This window comes from Rheinheimera sp. SA_1 (genome assembly GCF_001669775.1).
Taxonomy (GTDB): domain Bacteria; phylum Pseudomonadota; class Gammaproteobacteria; order Enterobacterales; family Alteromonadaceae; genus Pararheinheimera.
In genome coordinates, this window is sequence record NZ_LXWK01000017.1 from 286,218 (window position 1) to 308,770 (window position 22,553).

The following is a 22,553-nucleotide window of genomic DNA, read 5'->3' on the forward strand; positions in this document are numbered from 1 at the left end:
TGCAGCAAACTGCACGCGATTTCAGATATTGAAAACAGCCAGGGTTTAACCAAGGCGCTGGCCATTGTCACAGGGGATGTTTTGATGAATACAGCAAAAACGAGCGTTGCAGCGCTGCTCGCACTTTTCCACAGTCCGCTGCTGCTGGCGCAGAACTTTACTGAACAACAGCAGTTACAACAATTCGCCAGCAACGCAAAGCTGGAATTCGCTATTGAAAGTAACTTTCACAGCGACGGACCTACCGGGCTTATCAAGCTGCAAAATAGTTCGACCATCAATTTAGCGGCTGGTCGTGGCAACTGGCAGATTTATATCCATGCCATCCGAAAATTAACTGATGCCGCCCCGTCTGGCCTGCAGATTGAACATGTGCAAGGTGATTTACACCGGATAACAGCCACTAGCGGATTTAAAGGCCTGGCTGCAGGTCAGCAGCTGGAACTGCGATTTATCGCTTCATCGTCGCTGATCAGTTTCTCCGATTTTATGCCACGCGCTTTTATCGTGGCGGGCTCGTTACAACCGGAGTTGTTCGCCAATACCGACAGCGAACAGCTGAGCCAGTTTGTCGCGCCTTTTGCTAAACCGGAACAACAGTTACGCTATACCAAACCGAAACCGGATTTATACCCAATCGCCACCGCGAGTAGCCGCTATCAGCAAAATCAGTTGGTGAATGACGGCGACATTTCTGCTGCTGCAGTGCAGGTTCGGATCATGCCGACGCCAAAACAAGCGGTGTACGGACGTGGCCGCACCGAAATAAACAGCAGCTGGCAGATTAATTTTCAGGGCCGTCTGACCACGGAAGCCACTTATTTACAGCAACAGCTTACTGCTGCAGGTCTCACCCTCAAAAGTCAAAGCGGCGTCAACGAGAAACATCAGCAGAAAATTGTGCTGATGGTCGACCCAACAATTGAAGGTGCTGAGCGCTACAAACTGGATATCAATGCCGACACTGTGCTGATCCGCGGTTCCGACAACGCTGGCGCATTCTATGGTTTGCAGTCATTGCTGAGTTTAATTCCGGTGCAACTGAGTAAAGGCGTCGCCAGTTTACCCAGAGTGTCAGTAGATGATGCGCCACGTTATCGTTGGCGCGGCATGCATTACGATATGGCGCGTAACTTTCACGGCAAGGAAGTGACGTTACGGCTGATCGAACAAATGGCCCGCTACAAACTGAATAAACTGCACCTGCATCTGACTGAAGATGAAGGCTGGCGGCTAGAAATTCCGGGTCTGCCAGAACTTACTGAAATTGGCGCCAAACGCTGTTTTGATTTAACCGAACAACGTTGTCTGTTGACCCAACTTGGTACCGGGCCACATGCCTCGGGCTCTGGTAATGGCTATTACAGCACCGCTGATTTTATTGAAATTTTAAAGTTCGCAGCTGCCCGTCATATCGAAATTGTACCGGAAATTGATATGCCAGGCCACGCCCGCGCCGCCATCAAATCGATGGAAGCTAGGTATAAAAAATTGCTGGCACAAGGCAAAACTGAAGAAGCCAGCCGCTATTTACTGAGTGATCCCGCTGACAAATCCAAGTATATGACGGTACAAAGTTACACCGACAACTCGGTCAATGTCTGCATGGAATCCAGCTATGCCTTTATTGATAAAGTGGTGTACGAACTGCAACAAATGTATCGCCAGGCCGGCATTAAGCTCAATACCTATCATATGGGTGGCGATGAAGTGGGTGTTGGCTCCTGGGAAGGCTCGCCTGCCTGTCAGGCGTTATTCGCTAAAAATCTACCTGCAGTTGCCGGCGTTGCCGATCTGAAACCTTATTTCGTCAGCCGCGTCGCGGCGATGTTACATAGCCGCCAGCTGGCTTTGGCTGGGTGGGAAGATGGCTTGATGTACGACAAGCTGAATACCTTTAACCGCGACCAGTTTGCCAATAATCAAGTGATCGCCAACGTCTGGGACAATATCTGGGAATTCGGCGTCGGCGACCGTGCGAACCGGTTGGCCAATGCCGGTTATCAGGTGATTTTGTCGCATGGCACCCATTTGTATTTTGACCATCCGCAAGAAGCACATCCGGAAGAGCGTGGTTATTACTGGGCAACCCGCTATAGCGACAACGCCAGAGTCTTCGGTTATATGCCAGATGAACTTTATGCCAACGCCGACAAAACCCGTGATGGCGAAGTCATTACCGATTTAGAAGCTCTGATTGGACGCGCTTTACCGGCATTGGAAAAACCGGAAAACATTATTGGCATGCAAGGCCAGCTGTGGTCAGAAACGGTTCGCACCGCCACCCAGCTGGAACAAATGATTTATCCACGGTTGTTGCCGTTGGCTGAACGCGCATGGCATCAGGCCAGTTGGGAAGGCGCCAGCGCTGACAGCAAGCGACGAGATGCTGACTGGCAAAGTTTCGCCCGGGTGATGGCACAACGTGAATTACCCAAACTGAGCAAAGCTGGCGTTAGTTATTATCTGCCGCCGCCAGGAGCAGTGGTGATTGACGATGAACTCAAAGCAAACAGCGCATTGCCGGGGTTGGCAATAGAATACAGCCTCGACCAAGGGAAAAGCTGGTTACCTTATACCGCAGGCAATCAGGAAGGTATCAAAGTGCAGTCCAATGCACTCGCTGGCGGCAAAGTCTGGTTGCGGAGTAAAAGCGCCACTGGTGATGTCAGCCGGGTGACGACTACTGACTAAAGACAATCGACGGATAACCACAGGCCAGGCTGGTAAGTACCGGTTTGGCTTGTGGTTATTATGGTTTGTTAGCTACCCGGGTTTACTGCCAAGCGTGCTAAGACCTGTTGTTCCACAGAATTTGTGCCATCACGGCTGTCGTACGTTGGGCGGTATATCCAGTCGAAGGATGTTCCCCTTCCCCGACCAGTTGCTTCGCAATATTTGCCACATGATACTGTTGAATATGCGCCGGATGGTCGATGTGCAGGCTTATTGAGTTGGTTGCTGTGGTTAACTGCAAAGGCTGATCATCAAACACTGAAAAACGAATAGTCCCCAAACTGCCAATGATTTCGACCTCATCACGTCGGGTATCAGCAGCAAAATTCCAGAAACCACTGCCGCTTGCGGTACTTCCATCTGCCTGCGGTGCAAACAACCAACAAGCCGTTACCGCATCTTCAGCGGCATACAACCCTTGTTGATTCAGTGCTATCCCCTGCACTTGCGTGATATCACCGAGTAAATACATCAACAAATCAAGACCATGGCTTGCCAGGTCGACAAAATAGCCGCCGCCAGCCTGCGCCGGATCGGTGCGCCAATTCGCTTGCCCGCTTTGATCAGCAATATTCGGCTGTCGGCTAAAAGCCCAATTCACATGCCGCACTGCACCAATCAGTCCTTGATGCAACCATTGCTGAACCTGCAAAAACCTTGGCAACGAGCGCCGGTAATAAGCAACAAACAACGGTCGTTCCGCTTGTTCAAAAGCAGCCACCATCTGTGCGCACTCAGCCTCATCAAGCGCCATTGGTTTTTCGACACAACAGATTTTACCGGCAGCGGCCACCTTTAACGCATAAAACAAATGGCTGTCCGGTGGTGTTGCTATATAAACAGCATCTATTTCAGGATGTTGAATCAGTTCATCCGCATCACTGAACCACAATGGCACCTGGTGGCGACGCGCATAATCTTCAGCTTTGACAGCATCACGGCGCATCACCGCATGCAGCGAAAAGCCCGCAGTCTGTTGATAAGCCGGGCCACTTTTGACTTCAGTGACATTGCCACACCCAATAATTCCCCAACGGATCGTCGATGTTGTCATCTTACTGCTCTTTTGCTGCTATAGGTTTCAGAATTCTATTTTATCGGGAATTGTTCATTATGGGCAAAAATTCCACTGTTCTTCACAGAACAAATACAGCTGCAAAATAACGTGGCAAGCCAGCGCTTATGAATATCATTTTATTTACTTACGGCTTCAGACATACCTGCTACTCAGCATTGATGACACATCAGCAAGCATATAAATAAAATCATGAATTCATAATAGAAATATCAAACTAAAAACCACCAATTCAATGAAAATTGATAAAACATAACGCAGATGATTTAATGAAATAAAAAATAAAAAAACAGGACACAATAAATGTATCCTGCAAAGACCCTTGGATAAGGATTGGCAAATAAAACACAACATCCGTGTCAGCTGGCAGAGATTGTTACCAACTACCAATAACAATCGCTGTAGGGAGATAGAAAATGAACTGACTCCAGCGCTTCAGCCCATCCGACACCAGAATAGTAACGACAAATGACAACGTTGTCATCATGTTTTTTGTGTTTTTTTTCAGCAACATTCAACAACAAACAGACTTGAATACAGCTTCGCGCCACATATCGAAAACCAGCAGCGACAACAACATCTATACATCTGATAAATATAAACAATTTATCAGATGTATATCATTAACTGCCAGCAGTTTAGCCCTATCCTGATCCAGTTGACCGCCCGGTTGTTGCCGCCAGTCTGTTATCGGCATCTCGGTCCACCGGGTTTACGTCACAGCCGCCGGAATTGAGGCGAAAATGATTATTGGTAACAACTAGCTTATCGCCAATATCCGAGGCAGGAATACTAGCCGAAAATTGACAACCTAATCATTTTATCCATTTCAGATATGTTAGACGCCCGATAATTTTGTGCAATTTACGAAAATGGCGAAAGTTATGAAGACTGAAAAAATGATACTGACTTGGAAATAACAAGCTGTTGATACAGGTTGCCAACCAAACTATTGCACGTGCCAAACCGCACCATTAATGAAACAGGAGATTGTATGATGTTAAAAAGCATTGCTATCGCTACTTTATTATTCAGTACCGGAGCTATAGCCGACAATAAAACAACCAGCATGAGTGTCGAAGAATTTCAACAAACCCATGTCAGCCAGAATTGTGGTTATTGGATCGAGCGCGAGATCGAAGTTTGTGACGAACGGGTGGTTTATGACAACGAGGCTTACAAACAATGTAACTACAACCGGACTTCCACCACCAATCCAAGCATGTTTCCAACGACGTACAGCATCAGCATGGCGGTCAATGCACAATGTTACAACGACAAAACACTGGGGGTCCCGGGCTACACTCCCCATGCGGTCTATGCACTGAGCGGCGAAGAAATTAAATATCGTCAGGTCAGCAGAACTGAACGTTACAACTGCCGCATCGAAACCAGAATGGTTTGGGTACCAGGAAATCCAAGAACTTGTGGTAATCCGGACTACTAATACCAGATAGCTAGCACCGGATTTCGATAAAAAAGGGGGCCCCCTGCTTCGCCCCCCTTTGTTTTATCGATGATTCGTAAATAAATCGGTTATGAACGAATGTTTTTAAGCAACTAAACTACGGCTGTCACGCTGTTTTATAGTTGTTTAGCCAGCTCTTTGTTGTGCTGCATGTTTTAATGCGTCCAGCCAGACCCGGTGTGGCAAAAATTCACGGCTGGCGCCGGCCACCAACTGCTGATTACTTTGCAATAATTCCTCGCTACGCCTGATCTCATAAGGCGTTAACGGTTGCAGCTGGGTCTGGAACTTCATGCCGTAAAGCACATACAGAAAGTTTTTCTCATTAAATAAGTCAAAACGACTGAAGAAATCGCTTTGTTGAGGTGGGCGTAATTTAAACATCGCCAGCCGGTTTTTTAACTGTGCCGACAGCTTCGATTCATCACGGTTGTCTTGCCAGAACGCTGAGTCCTGGCGGTCCGACAGAAAATAATGCAGTTTGATAAAATCGACCACACCGTCCCAGACATAACGCAATACCTGATTGTAATAGGGCTGGCAAACTGTGACATCGGCGAGATGACGAGGAAAATGCCGCGCCAGTAATTCGGCGGCAAAATCGGTCACCAGAATAGACGTCGCTTCCAACGGCTCAACAAACCCCTGCGCCAACCCTAAAGCAACACAGTTGCCGAGCCAGAATTGTTCACGATAACCAATCGGCATCGGAATTTGCCGTGGTGCAAAAGTTGCCGGATCCAGCCCCAGATAACTGGCGAATTCACGACGCGCTTCATCGTCAGACATATGTTTACTGGAATACACAAAACCGGTGCCCCGGCGGCTGGTCAGCGGAATATCCCAGATCCAGCCCGCAGCATGCGCGGTGGCCGTCGTATAAGGTGGCAGTGGCTGGCCATCGGCAATGGGAATTTGTTGCACCAGTGCCCGGTCGGTCAGCAGTTCATCGGCCTTGCTGATAAAAGGAACTTTTAAAGTTTTATCAATCAGGATCGAGGCAAAACCACTGCAATCGACATAAAAATCAAAATGCAGCTTGTCTCCGGCGCTGGTAGTCAGACAGCGGATCAACCCTTGATCGTCAGTTTCAGCGCCGGTTACGGTGGCAATCTGATGCTCAACCCGAAAACGTTGCTTGGCATTTTTCGCCAGTAAAGCGGCAAATTTCAGCGCATTAAAATGGTAAGCGTAGGCGAGCGGCCCCTGATATTCGGCTGAACTGCGTTGTTTGGGCGCCAGTCCAAGTTCGGCAATCCGCGCCTGAATGCCAATATCATCAAACGGCAATTTTTCCTGCTGCGTCAACCAATAAGGCGAAATATCAAAACCCGCCGGATATGGACTGTCAAAAGGGTGATAGTAGTGATTGTCGCCGTGGGTTTTCTTGTCCAGCCAATCAACAAACTTGATGCCTTGTTTAAAAGTGGTATCACATTGCAGCAGCAGTTCAGCTTCGGAAATGCCGAACCGCTCCAGGCCTTTCATCACATAAGGCACGGTGCCTTCACCAACCCCAATTGTTGGCACATCGGCCGATTCAATCACGGTAATTTGCACATCTGGATCGGCGCGAAGTTCGTGGCCTAAATGGTTGGCCGCTAACCAACCCGCTGTGCCCGCACCGACAATCGCAATTTTTTTAATTTTCATCTGCAAGTACCAACTATAAAAACATCTGCCACGATCAAAGCTGCGTTTGCCAAATGCCCGGCTCAACCTGTCGTGTATAACTGGCGCGCAGTCATTAAAACGACAACTTCACCAAGCACTGGTATTGAGCGACAAACGCAGTATTCCACATTTTGTTTAGATAAAAAAACCAGCCGAAGCTGGTTTTTTTCAAGTAACTTCAGCTTAGAAGCTGTAGTTCACGCCGAGTTTATAAGTGGTTTCGCCTTTGAACGACCAGGCCGGGAAACCGTCCTGCAGCGCAGGCTTCACTTCAGTACCGACGGCAGCAGCACCGTACTGTACGTCGTCTTCAGCGGTCATGTTGACAATTTCCAGACGCACTTTGGCGTAGTCAGTCACATTCCAGCCTAATGTCAGGTCCAGAGTGCCGAAATCGTCGTGCATGCGGTTACCGTAATATTTACCGTATTCACGCACCATGTACTCTGAACGCCAGTTATACGCCAGACGAGCTGAGTATTCATGGTCTTCCCAGAAACCAACGAAGTTAGCACTGTGTTTGGAAGATTCAGTAAATACCGACAGACGGTCGGTGTACACTTCAGCCGGCGCATCAGCTTCGGCAAAAGTGTAGTTACTGGCAATACCAAAGCCGTTACCAAACGCATGGTTCAGCTGTAACTCGATACCATCAATAGTACCGCCACCAGCGTTCACATAAGTGTTGACGGTCCAGTTATCAGCAGGCACCAGCAGGTCGTTATTCACAGCACCGATTTTCTGGTTGAACTTGGTGTTCGCAACGATGAAGTTGCTGATATCTTTAACAAAATATGTCGCAGATACCATATTGCTCGGGCCGTAGTAATATTCAAGGCTTAAGTCAGCCTGTGAAGATTTCATTGGATCCAGGCCTGGGTTACCAAAGGTGATTTGCTCGTTGCCACGACGGTCATCCGGATAACCAGAGATGCTGGCCGTGAACAAGGTGTCGTAAGTCGGACGGGTAATCGCCTGACCAGCTGACAAACGTAACATCACATCAGCTGCTAAATCGAATGTAACGTTGAAGCTTGGCAATACGTCGCTGTAATCACCTTCTACTTTCTGGATGTTCGCGCTCCAGCCAGTGTTGACACCCAGATCGTTGGACGAAACACCGTCAATCATATGGCCTGAAGAGGTAACGTCTGTGCTGATATAACGCAGACCGAAGTTACCGCGGAAACCTTCACCAGCGAAAGAAAACATGCCGTACAGCGACAAGTTATCTTCTTCGATTTTACCGTAACCAGGACGGCTGTACCCGAACTTGCTAACCAACGAGTTGGTCGCGTTAATCATGGCATTTACATCGCCTTTCGGGATGGTATAACCGGCATAACCTAAATCCATAGTGCCGTTATACAGGTCACTGGTTTTGAATTCATTTTTCTTACTTGGATCGTAAATCGCACGGTATTCTGAACGCTCGAATTCATGGGTGGTATAACGCACACCCGTTTCGAATTTGTTCAACACACCAAGATCCAGATCATAGTCGGCATCTAACTGCAGATATTGTTCTTCATCCGAGTTCGGGCCTCTGGTACCGGTCCAGGTAGAAGTACCCACCGTGGTGTCCAGTTGCGCCTGACTGAAGCTCATATCACGGCCGTTGATGCTAATCTGATTGCCAGTGGCGTCAACCTGACCTGCCCATTTCACCTGACCAAACTTGTCACCCCACCAACCATAACCAAAGTTAGCGGTCATCTCGGTGCCACCTTCGGCTTTAGTGCTACCAGCAAGACCAGTTAAGGTAAAGCCTTCACCGGTATATTTGGCGTTAAATTCAAATGAATCTGAAGTCATTTCGCCTAAACGTGCCCAGTTCTGGAAGAACACTTTTGAAGCCCGGCTGTCCGGCGTATTACTGACCACACAGACACCAGCGGCGTTGAATTTGGTACAGTTAGATGGACCATCACCCCAGTCAGTATCGGTGTTGATGTACATGTTGGCGCCGAGACTGTCAGCACCCAATGTCATCGTCATGATGTGCGCGCCGAGCTCAATTTTGTCGTTCGGGCGGAACTGGAAAGTTGCATCCAGTGCTTCACGGGTTTGTTCCTGCAGGAAGCTTGATGGCTGGATCGATGAACGATTGCCCCAGTCCAGATCGGCTTCAGTACCACGGCGTAAATACTCGCGGTCAACATAAGCGGCCGAAACTAATACACCAAAAGTTTCTTCGGCGTTTTTCCAGCTGTATAAGCCAGAAACTTCCGGCGCCACGTTTTCATTGACGCTGCCGTATTCGCCTTTCACTGACACAAATGCGGTATTCGCAAACATATCCAGCGGCTTACGGGTTTTAACGATAACAGTACCGCCAATACCACCTTCAACCAGGTTGGCCTGCGTTGATTTGTACACTTCCATACCACCGATCAGTTCTGGTGGTAATAATGAATAGTTAAATGAACGGTCGATGTTCATTTGGTCGTACCAACCGGTTGATGCGACATTCTGGCCATTTAAGGTGGTCAGAGTCATCAAAGGATCAGTACCACGGATCGTAACCGAGCTGCCCTGACCGAAAGTACGGCCGACAGTGACACCGGCAATACGACCCAGCGCTTGACCCACATCAGAATCCGGTAATTGACCGATGTCTTCTGCAGAAACTGCGTCAACCACACCGTCAGCGAAACGTTTGGTGTTTAATGACTCGCTCAGTGAGCGACGGATACCACGGACTTCGATAACTTCAACGTTTTGTTCTTTGGCACCATCATTAGCTGCGGCAGCTTGCTGAGCAAAGACTGGCATTGATAATGCTGCAACCCCTGCTACTAAACCGAGCTTAACTGCCAATGCACATTTATTCATTTTAGTGTGCGACATGAGCTTCTCCCATTCCTGTTTCTTATCGTGTGCGATGTGTTTTTTGTTGCCCTGCAATGACAGCGTTGTCATTGAAATTCAACATACACAAAATAATTTTGATTTGCAAACCCCTTTCGTTGAAATTTTAGCCGAAATTTTCTGGTCTGTGATCTGAGTCTTATTAGGGTAATTATGAATTTTCTAATTTAGGTTCTAGATTTCCAGATGTGAAAAAATAAATAACTACTTGATTTTAATTAAAATTAAAAAATATACAGAATCATGTATGCGCTTACTGGTTAATTTTTGACAAATAAACAATTGCCGTCCGGACAAAAAAGATGTATCCCTAAGTTTAATTTTCCTTACAAATTGACCATCGCTGTCATTTGTATCTGGAGCTAAGGCCATAACAGCAAAAATATTTATCCAAAATCAGCCATTTAAGCTCCGCTGCCATGTCACATTTTGTTTAGGGTAAAACGGATGAAAGTAACCATTAATGATGTTGCCGAACTGGCCGGAGTTTCGATTAAGACCGTGTCCAGGGTGATGAACAATGAGCCTTCGGTAAAGCAGGCAACGCTCGATAAAGTGACAGCAGCCATCAGCCAACTGAATTATCAACCGAATGCGGCGGCCCGTAATCTGGCGAGTACCCGCTCCTATAGCATCGGTTACATTTATGACAACCCAAACGCTTATTATGTGATTGATATGCAAAAGGGTTTATTGGAAGCCTGTCGCAAACACGGCTACGAATTGCTGATCCACCCTACCAATGCCAAGTCGGTCGGTATTGTGCAGGAAGTGATTGATTTAGTGCAGCATGCGCGCCTCGCCGGCATCGTGCTGACCCCGCCATTTTCCGAGATGCCGGAAATTGCCGAAGCACTCGACAGTATTGGCGTCGATTTTGTGCGGATTATCTCGGGCTCGACCCCATCACCGAAACTAACCAACTGCGTGCTGGTCGACGACTTCACCGCGGCCTTTAAAATTACCAACCATTTATTGGAACTGGGTCACACCGACATCGCCTTTTTATGTGGTGATGAAGAGCACAGTTCCAGTGGTGAACGGCTGGCAGGTTTTAAAGCTGCGTTAACCAAACGCGGCATTCAGGCGAATCCGAAGTATATTGTGCCGGGCAGTTATTCGTTTGAATCTGGAGTCAAAGGCGCGAAAACATTACTGGCATTAGCGCATAAGCCGACAGCTATTTTTGCCTGTAACGATGAAATTGCAGCGGGCGCCTTATTCAGTGCGCGCCTGTCGAATGTGGAAATTCCGCAGCAGTTGTCGATTGTCGGTTTCGAAAACAGTCCGTTCTCGCGCCAGACCTGGCCGCCGCTGACCACAGCGCATCAGCCCAACAGCACTATTGCGTTGCAGGCGGCCGAACTGCTGTTCCGCCATGCCAGACCAGGTGTGCATCTGGCCAACACCGAGCAACAGCCGGTGTTTATTCCGGAACTGCTGGTTAGGGAATCGACGGCAGTCTGCCCACGTTAATACCTAAGTTGGATACGCCAATAAAAAAAGCCCTGTGGTTTTACCAACAGGGCTTTTTTAATGACATTCAGTTTACTTTAGGCGACTGGCATGCCCGGCGAACCTGTCATCAGGTTAAGGCGCAACTGCCTGCATCATCAATGCTGCGATATAAGCACCATAAGTACCCAGCGCATAACCTAATACCGCCAACAACACACCTACCGGTGCCAGTGACGGATGAAAGGCTGACGCTACTACCGGAGCTGAAGCTGCACCACCGATATTTGCCTGGCTACCCACCGCCATAAAAAACATTGGCGCTTTAATCAGCTTTGCCACCAACAACAACAGGCCAGCATGGATACTGATCCAGACGATGCCAACGAGGAACATGACTGGATAATCCATCACGGCCGTTACATCCATATGCATACCAATGGTCGCGACTAAAATGTAAATAAACACCGAACCAACTTTTGACGCGCCGACGGCTTCCAGCTCGCGTACTTTGGTGGTCGATAACAACAAGCCGAAAGTCGTCGCCAGCACCACCAACCAGAAGAACGTGCTGGTCAGGCTGTACATCGCTAGTTGCGGCGCGTTCACTTCAATCCATGGCGCAATCCAGTTCGCCAGCAGATGTGATAGGCCCGCCACGCCAAACCCAATCGCCACTAACTTCATTAAATCTGCAGTGGTTGGATTTTTCGAGTTTTCCGCCTGATACTTTTCAATTTTGGCTTTTAAATGTTCGATGGCTGTCGTATCAGCACCATTGGCTTTATCAATACGAACCGAGTTGGCAGCTATCCATAACAAGATCGCAGTCCAGATGTTGGCTACCAACACATCAACGGTAATCATCACTGAGAAAATATCACCACCCACGTTGTAAACTTCTTTCATTGCCGCCTGGTTGGCACTACCACCGATCCAACTACCGGCAACTGTTGCCATCCCACGCCATGCTGCATTGGCACCGTCACCGCCCAGTTGTTCCGGGAAAAACTGACCTACAGTAAATAACGCGATAGGAGCACCAATAACCACACCTACAGTTCCTGTTAGAAACAGGATTAACGCTTTAGGCCCAAGCCCAATGATGGCTTTAAAATCAATACTCAGCGTTAATAACACCAGACAAACCGGTAGCAGATAACGCGAAGCCACTTTGTACAGTTCCGATTTTTCACCATCAATAATGCCGAAACTATTAAACAGAGCTGGAATGAAATAACACAGCAAAATTGATGGGACATAACGATAAAATTTCTGCCATCCCGGGTGAGAACTATGGCTGGTATGAAACACAAAACCGAGGGTCAAGGCGAGTAAGCCCAGCACCACGGCATCATTGGTAATTAAAGCGGTTGATTGCATCAGCAGATCCCCAACTGTTATTCGTGGACAAGGTTAACGTCGCAATGCAGCATCTTGGAAACTTAACCAGCTCACAGCAACAGTCGCAGTGAAGTGTGGTTTAACGCAGTTTTTCTGGGGCTAAAATCGCTTGGTCGACCAGACTTATATTTTTTCTATTTGATCGCAATCTAGCATAGAACTTGGCTTTGGCAAAGCTGGTCGGCCAGTTTGACGGTCTGATGCTATTTTTTTGTGATAAGCGGTAAAAGTATAGGTTAACTTAGATAAAAATTACTCATGTTCAGTCCGGTGTTTGTACAGCTGATTAAAATCGCACCACTACAATAAGGTCGATTGCGACCTTGGGCATAGCACTTTAGGCATAGCACTAAAGTAGCGTTGCACGTCTTCCTAACCACCACTAGCATCGAAAGACATCAAAGCGATAGAGCATCGCAACCCTATCAGTCAGAAGGACATCCAAATGAAAGTGTTAATTACCGGTGGCGGTGGTGGCATCGGTTTTGCGGTCGCGACCGAATTTGCCAAGGCTGGTTACGAAGTCATTCTGGCCGATTTAAATGCCGAGCTAGTTAACAGTAAAGCGGCAGAACTAACAGCGAACGGTTACCAAGCCTGCGCTGTGCTGCTCGATTTAAATTCACAACAATCCATTGAACATACTGCAGCCACTGTCGGCGCCGTTGATGTGCTGATTAACAATGCTGGCATTCAACATGTTGCCAGACTGGAAGATTTCCCGGAACACAAGTGGCAACAGCTGCTGCAAGTAATGCTGACTGGCCCGGCAATGCTGAGCAAAGCGTTGCTGCCTGGCATGCGCGAGCGTAATTTTGGCCGAATCATCAATATAGGTTCTATTCACGCGCTGATAGCCTCACCGTTTAAATCGGCTTATGTAGCGGCCAAACATGGTTTGTTGGGTTTTAGCAAAGTGGTGGCACTGGAAAATGGCGATATTAACTTCACCATTAACACCATTTGCCCGGCTTATGTTCGCACCCCTTTGGTGGAGTCGCAAATTGCTGCGCAGTGCAAAGAGCACAACCTCACCGAACAACAAGTGATTGAGCAAATTATGCTGGCGCCGATGCCGCAAAAAGCCTTTATTGGTGTTGATGAAATTGCTGCCACCGCGCTGTTTTTATGTCAGCCCGCGACAAGGCATATGACCGCCCAAACGCTGGTGCTGGACGGCGGCTGGACCGCCCGCTGACAATCACAAAAAACTCAGGCACAATCAGGGACTTCTCTGAATGATTCAAGCGCCGCCGATGATTTTATCGCAGGGTAATATTGGCCTTGGCACCATTGCCGCTTTGTCACTGTTGTACCTGGTGGTGCTGTACAGTGTCGGTCGGCTTGGCCGGCGTGTTACCGGCCATCACCCGCTGGCGCCCTGGGTGTTTAGTTTTGCTTTAGCCATTTATTGCACTTCATGGGCTTTTTATGGCGTCACTGCGCAAGCAGCGGTGAATGGTTGGTGGATCCCCCCGACTTACATCGGATCGTTATTGCTGTTCTGGTTTGGCTTTGGCCTGATCGCCCGCATCGCTATTGCCTGTCGCCGTTACCGTATTACTTCTGTCGCCGATTTTATCGCCACCCGTTTTGGCCATTCGCGCCTGCTCGCCGTGCTCACGACACTGATTGTACTTACCGCCGTGATCCCTTATATAGCCCTGCAACTGCAGGCGGTGTCGACCAGCATCAACGCGCTGGTGGTCCGCGACGACAACCTGCATTGGTATCAGGATACCGGCCTGTACGTTAGTTTGTGGCTGGCCGTGTTTGCGATGTTGTTTGTTGGCCGCAGCGCCAAAGCACATCAGCCAAATCCGGGACTGATGACCGCTATCGCCTTTGAATCACTGGTGAAATTACTGGCGTTGTTAAGCGTCGGTATTTTTGTCTGTTGGGGTTTGTTTGACGGCATCGGCAGTATTTTCAGTCAGGCAGCAACCCATCCGGCGGTCAATCAATTACAACAAAAAGCATTGCCGACATCGGTGTATTGGATCCACGTATTGCTGGGGTTTGTGGCGACTTTATGTTTACCGCGGCAGTTTCACGTCAATTTTGTCGAAATTCAGCACTTACGCCATCTGCATTTATCGCGACTGGTGTTTCCAATTTATTTATTATTGATGAGTGTGTTTACGCTGCCCATTGCGCTGGCCGGCATGATGTTACTGGGGCCAGATGCCAATATTGATTTGGTGGTGCTGCAACTGCCGTTATCGGCCAATCGCACAGATATGGCGTTGCTGGCTTACTTAGGTGGATTTTCTGCCGCCACCAGTATGGTGATTGTTGCGACCGTGGTGCTGGGCATTATGATCACCAACGATTTACTGACGCCGCTAATTTACCGCCAGCAACAACAACCGGCTGACGGCAGTCCCAGAATAAAAATCGCCACCTTACGCCGGATCTCAATGCTAACGGTGCTGGCACTGGGGTACTTGTATTATCGCTGGATTGGCACTGAAACTGGCTTAGCCCAGCTTGGGTTGATGGCGTTTGCGCTGATAGCGCAGCTGTCGCCAGCACTGATTTTGGGGCTGACCAGCCGCAAAGTGAATCGTCAGGGGGCACTGGCCGGTTTAAGCTCTGGCGCTTTGCTCTGGGCCTACATTTTATTATTACCGGAATTAGCCCGCGCGGGGTTACTGAACTGGGACTGGCTGACCCAAGGCCCGTTTGCCATCAGTTGGTTGGCACCCACGGCGCTGTTTGGCGGCCAGTTCGACAGTGTCAGCCTCGGGGTGTTGCTCAGTTTATCGGTGAATGTTGCGATGTTACTGCTGGTAAGTCAGCTCAGTAATACCCGCGTTGGTGAATGGCTGGAAAGCGGCCGCTTTTTGCGCCGGGCACTAAAAACTGAAATAGTGCCGGTGCCGCAATTGACGGTACAGGACTGTTATTTACTGGTCCGCCGTTTTGCCGGCGAACGTGAAGCCCGCCAGCTGCTGCAACGGTATCTGAAAACCAGCAATCCGGCGCTGGATAAACTTGCTGCATCGAATTTATTGCAAGGGGTGGAGCGCTCTTTAGCGGCGGTGGTCGGTGGTGCTTCGATGCGGCTGCTACTCAATGCCGCCAGTAAAAACAGTCAGTTACCGCTCGAATCAGTGGCGCGGTTTGTCGATGAAGCCAGTCAGGTGTTTTTGTAATCAGGCGTTACTGCGTGCCACCATCGACAATATCAGCATGGGTATTAGTGTGGTCGACGCCGACTTACGCATTCTGGCCTGGAATCAACGTTATCTGGAAATGTTTGCTTATCCGCCTGGTTTAGTCGAAGTCGGCAAACCGGTGGCGGAACTCATCCGTTATAACGCCGAACGTGGCTGGTTTGCGCCATTATCAACACCCGGCGCTGCAGCGGAGCCGATGTTAGATCCACAGACCATCTCGCAGGAAATCAATAAACGGCTGAACTTCTTACGCCAGGGCAGCAGCTATAAATTTCAGCGGCGTCAGCCGGATGGCCGGGTATTTGAAATGCAGGGCAACCCGCTTCCAGGTGGTGGTTTTGTGACGACTTACAGCGATGTCAGCTCTTTTATTGAAGTCCAACAAGAGCTAGAGCAAAGCAATAATACGCTGGAGCAACGGGTATTGAGCCGCACCAGCGAGCTGGAACACCTGAACCAGCAACTGGCTCAGGCCAAGCTGCAACTGGAAGAACAAACCACCAGCAAAAATCGTTTTTTCGCCGCCGCCAGTCATGATTTGTTGCAGCCGTTTAATGCGGCGGCGCTGTTTTGTGGTTTGATCCGCGAACAGGCGAATGACGACAATATCCGCTCCTTAAGTAAAAACCTGGCCGCATCATTAAATTCGGCTGAAGAACTTCTTGCGAGCATTCTGGAGCTAACCAAACTTGATTCCGGCGTGGTGCGGGCGCAACCAGGACCTGTCGCGCTGCGGCAAATTCTCGACCAAATCGCCCGCGAAGCCGCGTTATTGGCCGGTGACAAAGGCCTGCAATTTCACTATCGGCCCAGTCAACTTAATGTGCTGACTGACGAAAGGTTATTAAAACGGGTGGTGCAGAATCTGGTCAGTAACGCTATTCGTTATACCAATTCCGGTAAAATTTTGCTTGGCGTACGGCGTTGCCGGGATGCAACAGGCAAACCGGCGGTGCGGATCGAGGTCCATGACACGGGAGTCGGCATTGACGAAGCAGTACAAGGGCAGATTTTCCAGGAATTTCAGCAAGGTCCACAAGCCGACCACAAAGGGCTAGGCATTGGGCTGGCCATCAGTCAACGCATCAGTTTGTTATTACAACATCCGCTGACCCTGCAATCGGCACTTGGCCGTGGTAGTTGTTTTGCCGTAGAGCTGCCCATCACTACACAACAAACCAGCACGCCACAGAGCACACGCTTGCCTGAACCTGGAGCGAATTTCGCTGGTAAACGGATTTTGCTGTTGGATAACGAACCGCAACTGTTAAACGCTGTGGCCGAATTGCTGCGCAGCTGGCAATGTGAAGTGTTGGCAATCACCCAGCCAAACGAGGCATTGGCACTCGTGCAACAAGGTCCGGCACCAGATTTGCTACTGTTTGATTATCATCTGGACCAGGGCGCCACCGGCGTCGACGTTGCCACCCAGCTGCAGCAACATTTTGGCGTGCAATGCCCGGTGGTGATCCACTCAGCCGATCAACAACAACAAACCCGCGATCACGCGCTGAATGCCGGTTTTCACTTTATGCTGAAACCACTGAAAGCGGCGACGCTAAAACGCTTGTTGCAAAGGTTGTTGCGTTAGAAATTCTGAGCGCGCACAAGCATTTACCCCGCATATCGGTATGCAGAACACCCATGACCGAGCGGAAATAAGCTGAAGATGTTACTCTCAATATTCCCGTCCCCGCTTTGTTCGCCGTAGGAGCTTTTTGATGTCACAAATTGTCAGCAATGCCGCCATTAGCCGCGCTTTATTAGTGCTTATTCTGGCTGCCGGGGTGTTTTTCTTTATTGGTTTTCTGGTGCCGGTGCTGGCCGCGCTGATCATCTGCTTTGCAAGTTGGCCGCTATTTTCGAGGTTAAAACACTATTGCCGCGAGAGCTCAATGTTGGCAGCCACTGTCGCGTTGATCCTGATGGTGATTGGTCTGGTGATCCCGCTGGCCATGGTATTTTCCTATGCGATGGACGAAATTCGTGGCTGGATTTTCTGGCTGACCAGCGTCAATGAATATGGCTCACCGGTGCCAGCCTGGATCAACGCCCTGCCCTGGGTTGGTGAAACCCTGGCCGAACAATGGCAATTGTATCTGGGTCAGCCACATCAGCTTGGACAAGTGATCAGTATGATTAGCGGCGAGCAATTGGGTGGTATTTCACGCTGGGTGCTGACCTTTGGCTGGAACACCGCCGGTTTATTGCTGACCTTATTGTTTATGCTGATCACCTTGTTTTTTCTATACAAAGATGGTGAAAGATTGGCCTGCCAGCTGGATACCGTTGGCGAGCGCATCTTACCTAGTCGCTGGAATCGTTTTTCGCGTGTGGTGCCGGCCACTGTCAGCTCAACGGTCATTGGCATGACCATTATCGCCATTGGCGAAGGTTTGGTGCTGGGGACTGCCTATTGGATTGCCGGGGTGCCTTCCCCGGTTGCGTTTGGCGTGCTCACCGGCTTTATGGCATTAATCCCTGGCGGCGCACCACTGGCTTTTACTTTGTTATCAGTCTATCTGGTGGGCACCGGCGATTTAACCGCTGGTGTCGGTTTGTTTTTGTGGGGCAGTATCGAGTTGTTTATTGTTGATAAAACCATTAGGCCCAATCTGGTCGGCGGCCCGGTAAAATTACCTTTTTTACCGACATTTTTTGGTCTGATTGGCGGCGTGCAAACCATGGGCATGGTCGGGTTATTTATTGGCCCAGTGTTAATGGCGTTACTGGTGGCAATTTGGCGGGAATGGTTACATGAAGAAGATGATCCCGCTACGCAGATTTTAACTGATTAACAGTCAGGTATATTCGATTTTATCTTATGAGCTGTCGTCAGGTACTATGGCGTTGTTCCGTAACTTGCTGATCGCTGCTGCAGTTTTACAGTTCTGCAGCAGACTTTGTCAGACCCTGACGTACGAGCACTGGTGATGTTGTAGTTTATACCCAAAATCATTGGAGATTCGGGTAGGCGGCAACTGAGCGAAGCCCCAGGAGCATAGCTGTTCTATGTGACTGGGGTTCGTGAAGGCAGCCAACACCCCCGAATATTCAAGGATGAAGGGTATATCCATCACAAGGCTTTTTGCCCCGACCACTGCGCCGGGGCTTTTTTTATGCTGCTTTTTAAAACCTTTTCTTCGGTTTTAGTCTTCACTATCCTGCCGGAATTTCAGCTGCACACCTTTGATAAAGTTGCGTAACACCTGATCCTGACAAGCGCGGAAATGGTGATGATCCGGACGGCGGAAAAACGCGCTCAGTTCGTGTTTGCTTAAGCGAAAATCTGACAACAACAACAACGCCAGAATATCTTCGTCTTTTAAATCCAAAGCGATTTTTAGTTTGCGGAACACAATATTGTGATTCAGTTTTTGCTCTGGCTCTGGCTGTGGACCTTCTTTACGGCCTCGTTTTTCGATAATCAGACCATTCAGAAATATCGCCAATTCAGGATCCGCAATCGCGACAAAGGCAGCGTCATCGTCTTTTTTCAGCCAGTCACTGATTTGGGCGCGGCTGACTTCAAGGCCACCGTGCGCAAAAATCTTGATCATCGTACTGTCGTTAAAATCAAAGGCGTAACGCAGCCGGCGTAAAGTCTGGTTATTGGTCACAACGATATCCTGAAAAGGGTGCACTGCAATATTGCAGTGACGAAGTCAAAAACAGCTGACACTGTAGCAGATTTTCCGCTGAAAATCCGCGCTGCTGTGCCTTCAGTTCAGCTTGAATAAGGCGCAGCATTTCAGTACAACACCAAAACCCCGGCATAAGTAAAGGCTGAATGCGTGGGCTTCCATGTTATAGTCGGCAACTCAGGGTTATTTGCTGCAGGTGTTGTTGTTGAAAAAAATCGCCGTGTTTGTGGATGTACAAAACATCTATTACACCTGTCGTCAGGCTTATGGCCGGCAGTTTAACTACCGTCGTTTCTGGCAGCAATTGCAACATCAAGGCGACATTGTGCAGGCTACCGCCTATGCCATAGACAGAGCGGACGATCAGCAACGCAAGTTTCAGGATGCGCTGCGCCACATTGGTTTTACCGTCAAACTCAAACCATTTATTCAGCGCAGTGATGGCAGCGCCAAGGGCGATTGGGATGTCGGCATCACGATTGATGTGCTGCAACAAGCCGAAGCGGTCGATGAAATTGTGTTGTTATCCGGCGATGGTGATTTTGATTTATTGCTGCAAGCAATCCGGCAGCGATTTCAGTGCAAAAGTACCGTTTATGGTGTACCCGGCCTGACCGCGCATGCCCTGATTAACAGCGCCGACAGCTATCAGCCGATTGCCGATGATTTGTTAGGCGGTTGAAAGCGCCAAAGCGTCAGCATACAGTTGCACCTGATCCCGCCCTTGTTGTTTTGCCTGATACAGTGCTTTGTCAGCGTGGGCAAATAATGTGCTGTAGTCTTCGCCAGCTAGATACTGGCTCACACCAAAACTGGCGGTGATATTGGTTAAGTCAGCGACGCGGACCAGCCGTAACTGCGCCAGGATCCGGCCGGCAATAATTCCAGCCGCATCGGCACTGGTATCAGGTAACAACAACACAAACTCGTCACCGCCATAACGCGCCAGCAAATCAGTTGGACGTAAATATTGGCGGGCAATCTGGCAAACAGTGGCCAACGCCTGATCACCAACTTGATGACCATATTCATCGTTAATCTGTTTAAAGTGATCGACGTCAAATAACACCAAAGACAGCGATAAACCGGTGTGCTGATGACGTAAAATTTCCAGACCCGCTTGTTGCTCCAGCCATTCGCGGGTGGCGGTTTGGGTCAGGCTGTCGGTGAACGCCACTTGCCGCAGCCGGATATTGTCTTCAATCAGTGCCGGTAATGCCAACCCAAACAAGGTGTTGGCAGCTATCACCGTGATGGCAAATTGGTAGACCATCACAAACTCCATCAAACCAAACAGATGTACCCACAACACTATCAAGATGCTACTGATGGCAACCCCAATCACATTCACCAACGCAGATTCAGTACAGGCCAGCCACATATGTGGGATCAATAAAAAGAAGATGGCAAAAGCACTGTTCTCTGAGTGGGTCAGCTTGGCGAGTAGCATCACCAACATCACTAAAGTGATATTCAGCAAAATTTTTGCACTGACGCCGCGGCTCCAGCGTAGTTGTTGAAGTCCGGCAACATCGGTCAGCCGCAACAGCGCCGATGGCTTGAGTCGTGTCAGCAAAGCAAATAATAGAGGCGCTATTACCACGACGCCTGCAAGGTCGCCAATCCAGAACGGCAACCAGGTCGCGCTGGCTTCAGCAGCAGGCAACATTTGACATAACACCAGCTGTGTGATCACCAGCACTGAAGCGGCCAGCGCACTGCCTGCAGCAATCAGTAAAAATTGCAGGACCAATTTTGGAAAATGTCGAGAGCCATGCTTGGCCAGCACTCGCAGCAACCAGGCTCCGGCGCCGTAAGGTAAGATATGCGCCAGTCCAAATAATAAACCGGCTTGCAGGCTTTGTTGAAAATCCAGAGGTAATTGATACTGCTGCACACTAAAAAAAGTGATCAGCACACATCCAGCCATCAGAGCCGGGACTGCCCGCAACCCCAGCACAAGCATGGCGGCAAAAGTAAGCCCGGCACTTGGAAACCAGACACTGGCATGCGCCGTGTATTCGACAATCAGACCACATAGCCAAATCAACAGCCATAACACGAATAAAGCGAAATCACGAGCAAGCCCCGACCGCTGCAATAATTGCATCAATCTTCCGGTCTGGGAATTCGCTACCACAGTTGGTTCTGCGTTACCGCTCGTCACAAGGTTCAACCTACCACAAACATCAGGAAGCGGACTGAAGTCCGCAAAGCATCACCATAGCAGTTTCTGCTGTTGATCGTGAATCCTTTGGCTTAAAATTTTACCCGATGTTTGTGGCGAGCTCGCGCGTGATTTTTGGCTGGCGCAGCGCTCTTCAGAGGTTGTCAGGCAATTTTAATTTTTCGAATAAAATGCCGGCTAAGGTGCGGTTATTGACTTCCAGTTTGCGCAAGATCGCCGACACATGCTGCTTGACGGTGGTTTCCTGCACATTCATTTCATAGGCGATTTGTTTATTCAGCAAACCATCGGCAATCATCTTCAGCACCCGAAATTGCTGCGGGGTCAGTTGTTCCAGGCGGCTGGCAAAATCGCGGTCGATCAAATCTTTGGCCTGCGCTACTGCGGTTTGCAGTTCCGCCGGTAGCCAGCGATCACCATTGAGCACCGCCGCCACCGCATCGGATAACACTTCCAGCGGTGCTGATTTAGGTAAATATGCAGCAGCACCTAGTTGCAACGCTTGTTTAATCACGGCGGGGTCTTCAATCGCCGACACCATCAACACGCTGATATCAGGGTATTCGGTGCGAAGTGCGGTCAGGCCAGCAAAACCTTCGGCATCCGGTAATTTTAAATCCAGCAGTATCAATTGGGTATCTGGGTTGGTGCGAAGGAGTGGCCAAAGCTGCGCCATACTATGCGCCTGGAACAGCTCGGCTGAAGGTCCAAGAATAGTCTGCAATGCTTGTGACAGGGCAACACGAAACAGCGGGTGGTCGTCAGCAATTATGGCAATCATCAGTGGCCGTCTGGTAAGTTCGGGACAACAAACATCATGAACCAGTGCTTACGCCCCGGCAACATGTTTTATCCC

Annotated in this window: 15 protein-coding genes; 8 read left to right on the top strand and 7 right to left on the bottom strand. The window is 49.2% G+C overall.

Translation table 11 applies throughout. The features are described from left to right. Positions 1–84: 84 nt before the first annotated feature. Positions 85–2,694 (top strand): family 20 glycosylhydrolase, encoded by a 2,610-nt coding sequence (locus tag A5320_RS16845; RefSeq protein WP_068067574.1) that lies wholly within the window; start codon positions 85–87, stop codon positions 2,692–2,694. A 97-nt stretch (positions 2,695–2,791) separates the two neighbouring features. Here the strand turns inward: A5320_RS16845 and A5320_RS16850 are convergent, their stop codons facing one another. After that, a complete protein-coding gene (locus A5320_RS16850; RefSeq protein ID WP_068067577.1) occupies positions 2,792–3,790 on the bottom strand; it encodes a Gfo/Idh/MocA family protein in 999 nt (332 codons plus the stop codon). Positions 3,791–4,805: 1,015 nt separating this feature from the next. Here A5320_RS16850 and A5320_RS16855 point away from each other — a divergent pair. Next, positions 4,806–5,258, top strand: a complete 453-nt coding sequence (locus A5320_RS16855; protein WP_068067580.1) for a hypothetical protein — start codon at positions 4,806–4,808, stop codon at positions 5,256–5,258. A 147-nt stretch (positions 5,259–5,405) separates the two neighbouring features. Here the strand turns inward: A5320_RS16855 and A5320_RS16860 are convergent, their stop codons facing one another. Further along, positions 5,406–6,932 carry a tryptophan halogenase family protein gene (locus tag A5320_RS16860; RefSeq protein ID WP_068067583.1) on the bottom strand — a complete coding sequence of 509 codons (1,527 nt, stop codon included), beginning with the start codon at positions 6,930–6,932 and terminating at the stop codon, positions 5,406–5,408. Positions 6,933–7,136: 204 nt separating this feature from the next. Next, a complete protein-coding gene (locus A5320_RS16865; protein ID WP_068067586.1) occupies positions 7,137–9,803 on the bottom strand; it encodes a TonB-dependent receptor in 2,667 nt (888 codons plus the stop codon). Between the two features lie 468 nt (positions 9,804–10,271). Here A5320_RS16865 and A5320_RS16870 point away from each other — a divergent pair, with 468 nt between their 5' ends. Next, entirely contained in the window at positions 10,272–11,300 is a 1,029-nt protein-coding gene (locus A5320_RS16870) for a LacI family DNA-binding transcriptional regulator (protein ID WP_068067587.1), read from the top strand. A gap of 114 nt (positions 11,301–11,414) precedes the next feature. On the opposite strand, the gene A5320_RS16875 is transcribed toward A5320_RS16870, so the two are convergent. Then, positions 11,415–12,662 (bottom strand): DUF819 family protein, encoded by a 1,248-nt coding sequence (locus A5320_RS16875; RefSeq protein WP_068067588.1) that lies wholly within the window; start codon positions 12,660–12,662, stop codon positions 11,415–11,417. A gap of 466 nt (positions 12,663–13,128) precedes the next feature. On the opposite strand from A5320_RS16875, the gene A5320_RS16880 reads away from it, so the two are divergent. The 4 genes from A5320_RS16880 (at position 13,129) to A5320_RS16890 (ending at position 18,663) form a co-directional block, all read left to right on the top strand. Further along, complete coding sequence (locus A5320_RS16880; RefSeq protein ID WP_068067591.1) at positions 13,129–13,881, top strand: 3-hydroxybutyrate dehydrogenase; 753 nt, start codon at positions 13,129–13,131, stop codon at positions 13,879–13,881. 40 nt (positions 13,882–13,921) lie between these two features. Continuing rightward, on the top strand, positions 13,922–15,841 hold the full coding sequence (locus A5320_RS22295; RefSeq protein WP_231916759.1) for a hypothetical protein: 1,920 nt from the start codon (positions 13,922–13,924) through the stop codon (positions 15,839–15,841). Further along, positions 15,816–17,456, top strand: a complete 1,641-nt coding sequence (locus tag A5320_RS22300) for a hybrid sensor histidine kinase/response regulator (RefSeq protein ID WP_231916760.1) — start codon at positions 15,816–15,818, stop codon at positions 17,454–17,456. Before A5320_RS22295 ends, A5320_RS22300 begins: the two co-directional genes overlap by 26 nt. Positions 17,457–17,586: 130 nt before the next feature. Further along, a complete protein-coding gene (locus A5320_RS16890) occupies positions 17,587–18,663 on the top strand; it encodes an AI-2E family transporter (protein WP_068067594.1) in 1,077 nt (358 codons plus the stop codon). A 351-nt stretch (positions 18,664–19,014) separates the two neighbouring features. Here A5320_RS16890 and A5320_RS16895 read toward each other — a convergent pair whose 3' ends face one another. After that, positions 19,015–19,485, bottom strand: coding sequence for a DUF1456 family protein (locus A5320_RS16895; RefSeq protein ID WP_068067597.1), 471 nt, complete (start codon positions 19,483–19,485; stop codon positions 19,015–19,017). 220 nt (positions 19,486–19,705) lie between these two features. Between A5320_RS16895 and A5320_RS16900 the strand changes: the two genes are divergently transcribed. After that, entirely contained in the window at positions 19,706–20,191 is a 486-nt protein-coding gene (locus A5320_RS16900; RefSeq protein ID WP_420849751.1) for a LabA-like NYN domain-containing protein, read from the top strand. Here A5320_RS16900 and A5320_RS16905 read toward each other — a convergent pair. Continuing rightward, positions 20,180–21,619: a GGDEF domain-containing protein gene (locus A5320_RS16905; RefSeq protein WP_068067600.1), complete on the bottom strand. Its 1,440-nt coding sequence runs from the start codon at positions 21,617–21,619 to the stop codon at positions 20,180–20,182. The genes A5320_RS16900 and A5320_RS16905 overlap by 12 nt on opposite strands. A 211-nt stretch (positions 21,620–21,830) precedes the next feature. After that, on the bottom strand, positions 21,831–22,478 hold the full coding sequence (locus tag A5320_RS16910) for a response regulator (protein ID WP_068067603.1): 648 nt from the start codon (positions 22,476–22,478) through the stop codon (positions 21,831–21,833). Positions 22,479–22,553 lie beyond the last annotated feature (75 nt).

Coding starts and splice junctions, on each gene's coding strand:
- A5320_RS16845 (WP_068067574.1), top strand. CDS start 85: ATGAATACAGCAAAAACGAGCGTTGCAGCGCTGCTCGCACTTTTCCAC.
- A5320_RS16850 (WP_068067577.1), bottom strand. CDS start 3,790: ATGACAACATCGACGATCCGTTGGGGAATTATTGGGTGTGGCAATGTC.
- A5320_RS16855 (WP_068067580.1), top strand. CDS start 4,806: ATGATGTTAAAAAGCATTGCTATCGCTACTTTATTATTCAGTACCGGA.
- A5320_RS16860 (WP_068067583.1), bottom strand. CDS start 6,932: ATGAAAATTAAAAAAATTGCGATTGTCGGTGCGGGCACAGCGGGTTGG.
- A5320_RS16865 (WP_068067586.1), bottom strand. CDS start 9,803: ATGTCGCACACTAAAATGAATAAATGTGCATTGGCAGTTAAGCTCGGT.
- A5320_RS16870 (WP_068067587.1), top strand. CDS start 10,272: ATGAAAGTAACCATTAATGATGTTGCCGAACTGGCCGGAGTTTCGATT.
- A5320_RS16875 (WP_068067588.1), bottom strand. CDS start 12,662: ATGCAATCAACCGCTTTAATTACCAATGATGCCGTGGTGCTGGGCTTA.
- A5320_RS16880 (WP_068067591.1), top strand. CDS start 13,129: ATGAAAGTGTTAATTACCGGTGGCGGTGGTGGCATCGGTTTTGCGGTC.
- A5320_RS22295 (WP_231916759.1), top strand. CDS start 13,922: ATGATTCAAGCGCCGCCGATGATTTTATCGCAGGGTAATATTGGCCTT.
- A5320_RS22300 (WP_231916760.1), top strand. CDS start 15,816: ATGAAGCCAGTCAGGTGTTTTTGTAATCAGGCGTTACTGCGTGCCACC.
- A5320_RS16890 (WP_068067594.1), top strand. CDS start 17,587: ATGTCACAAATTGTCAGCAATGCCGCCATTAGCCGCGCTTTATTAGTG.
- A5320_RS16905 (WP_068067600.1), bottom strand. CDS start 21,619: ATGCAATTATTGCAGCGGTCGGGGCTTGCTCGTGATTTCGCTTTATTC.
- A5320_RS16910 (WP_068067603.1), bottom strand. CDS start 22,478: ATGATTGCCATAATTGCTGACGACCACCCGCTGTTTCGTGTTGCCCTG.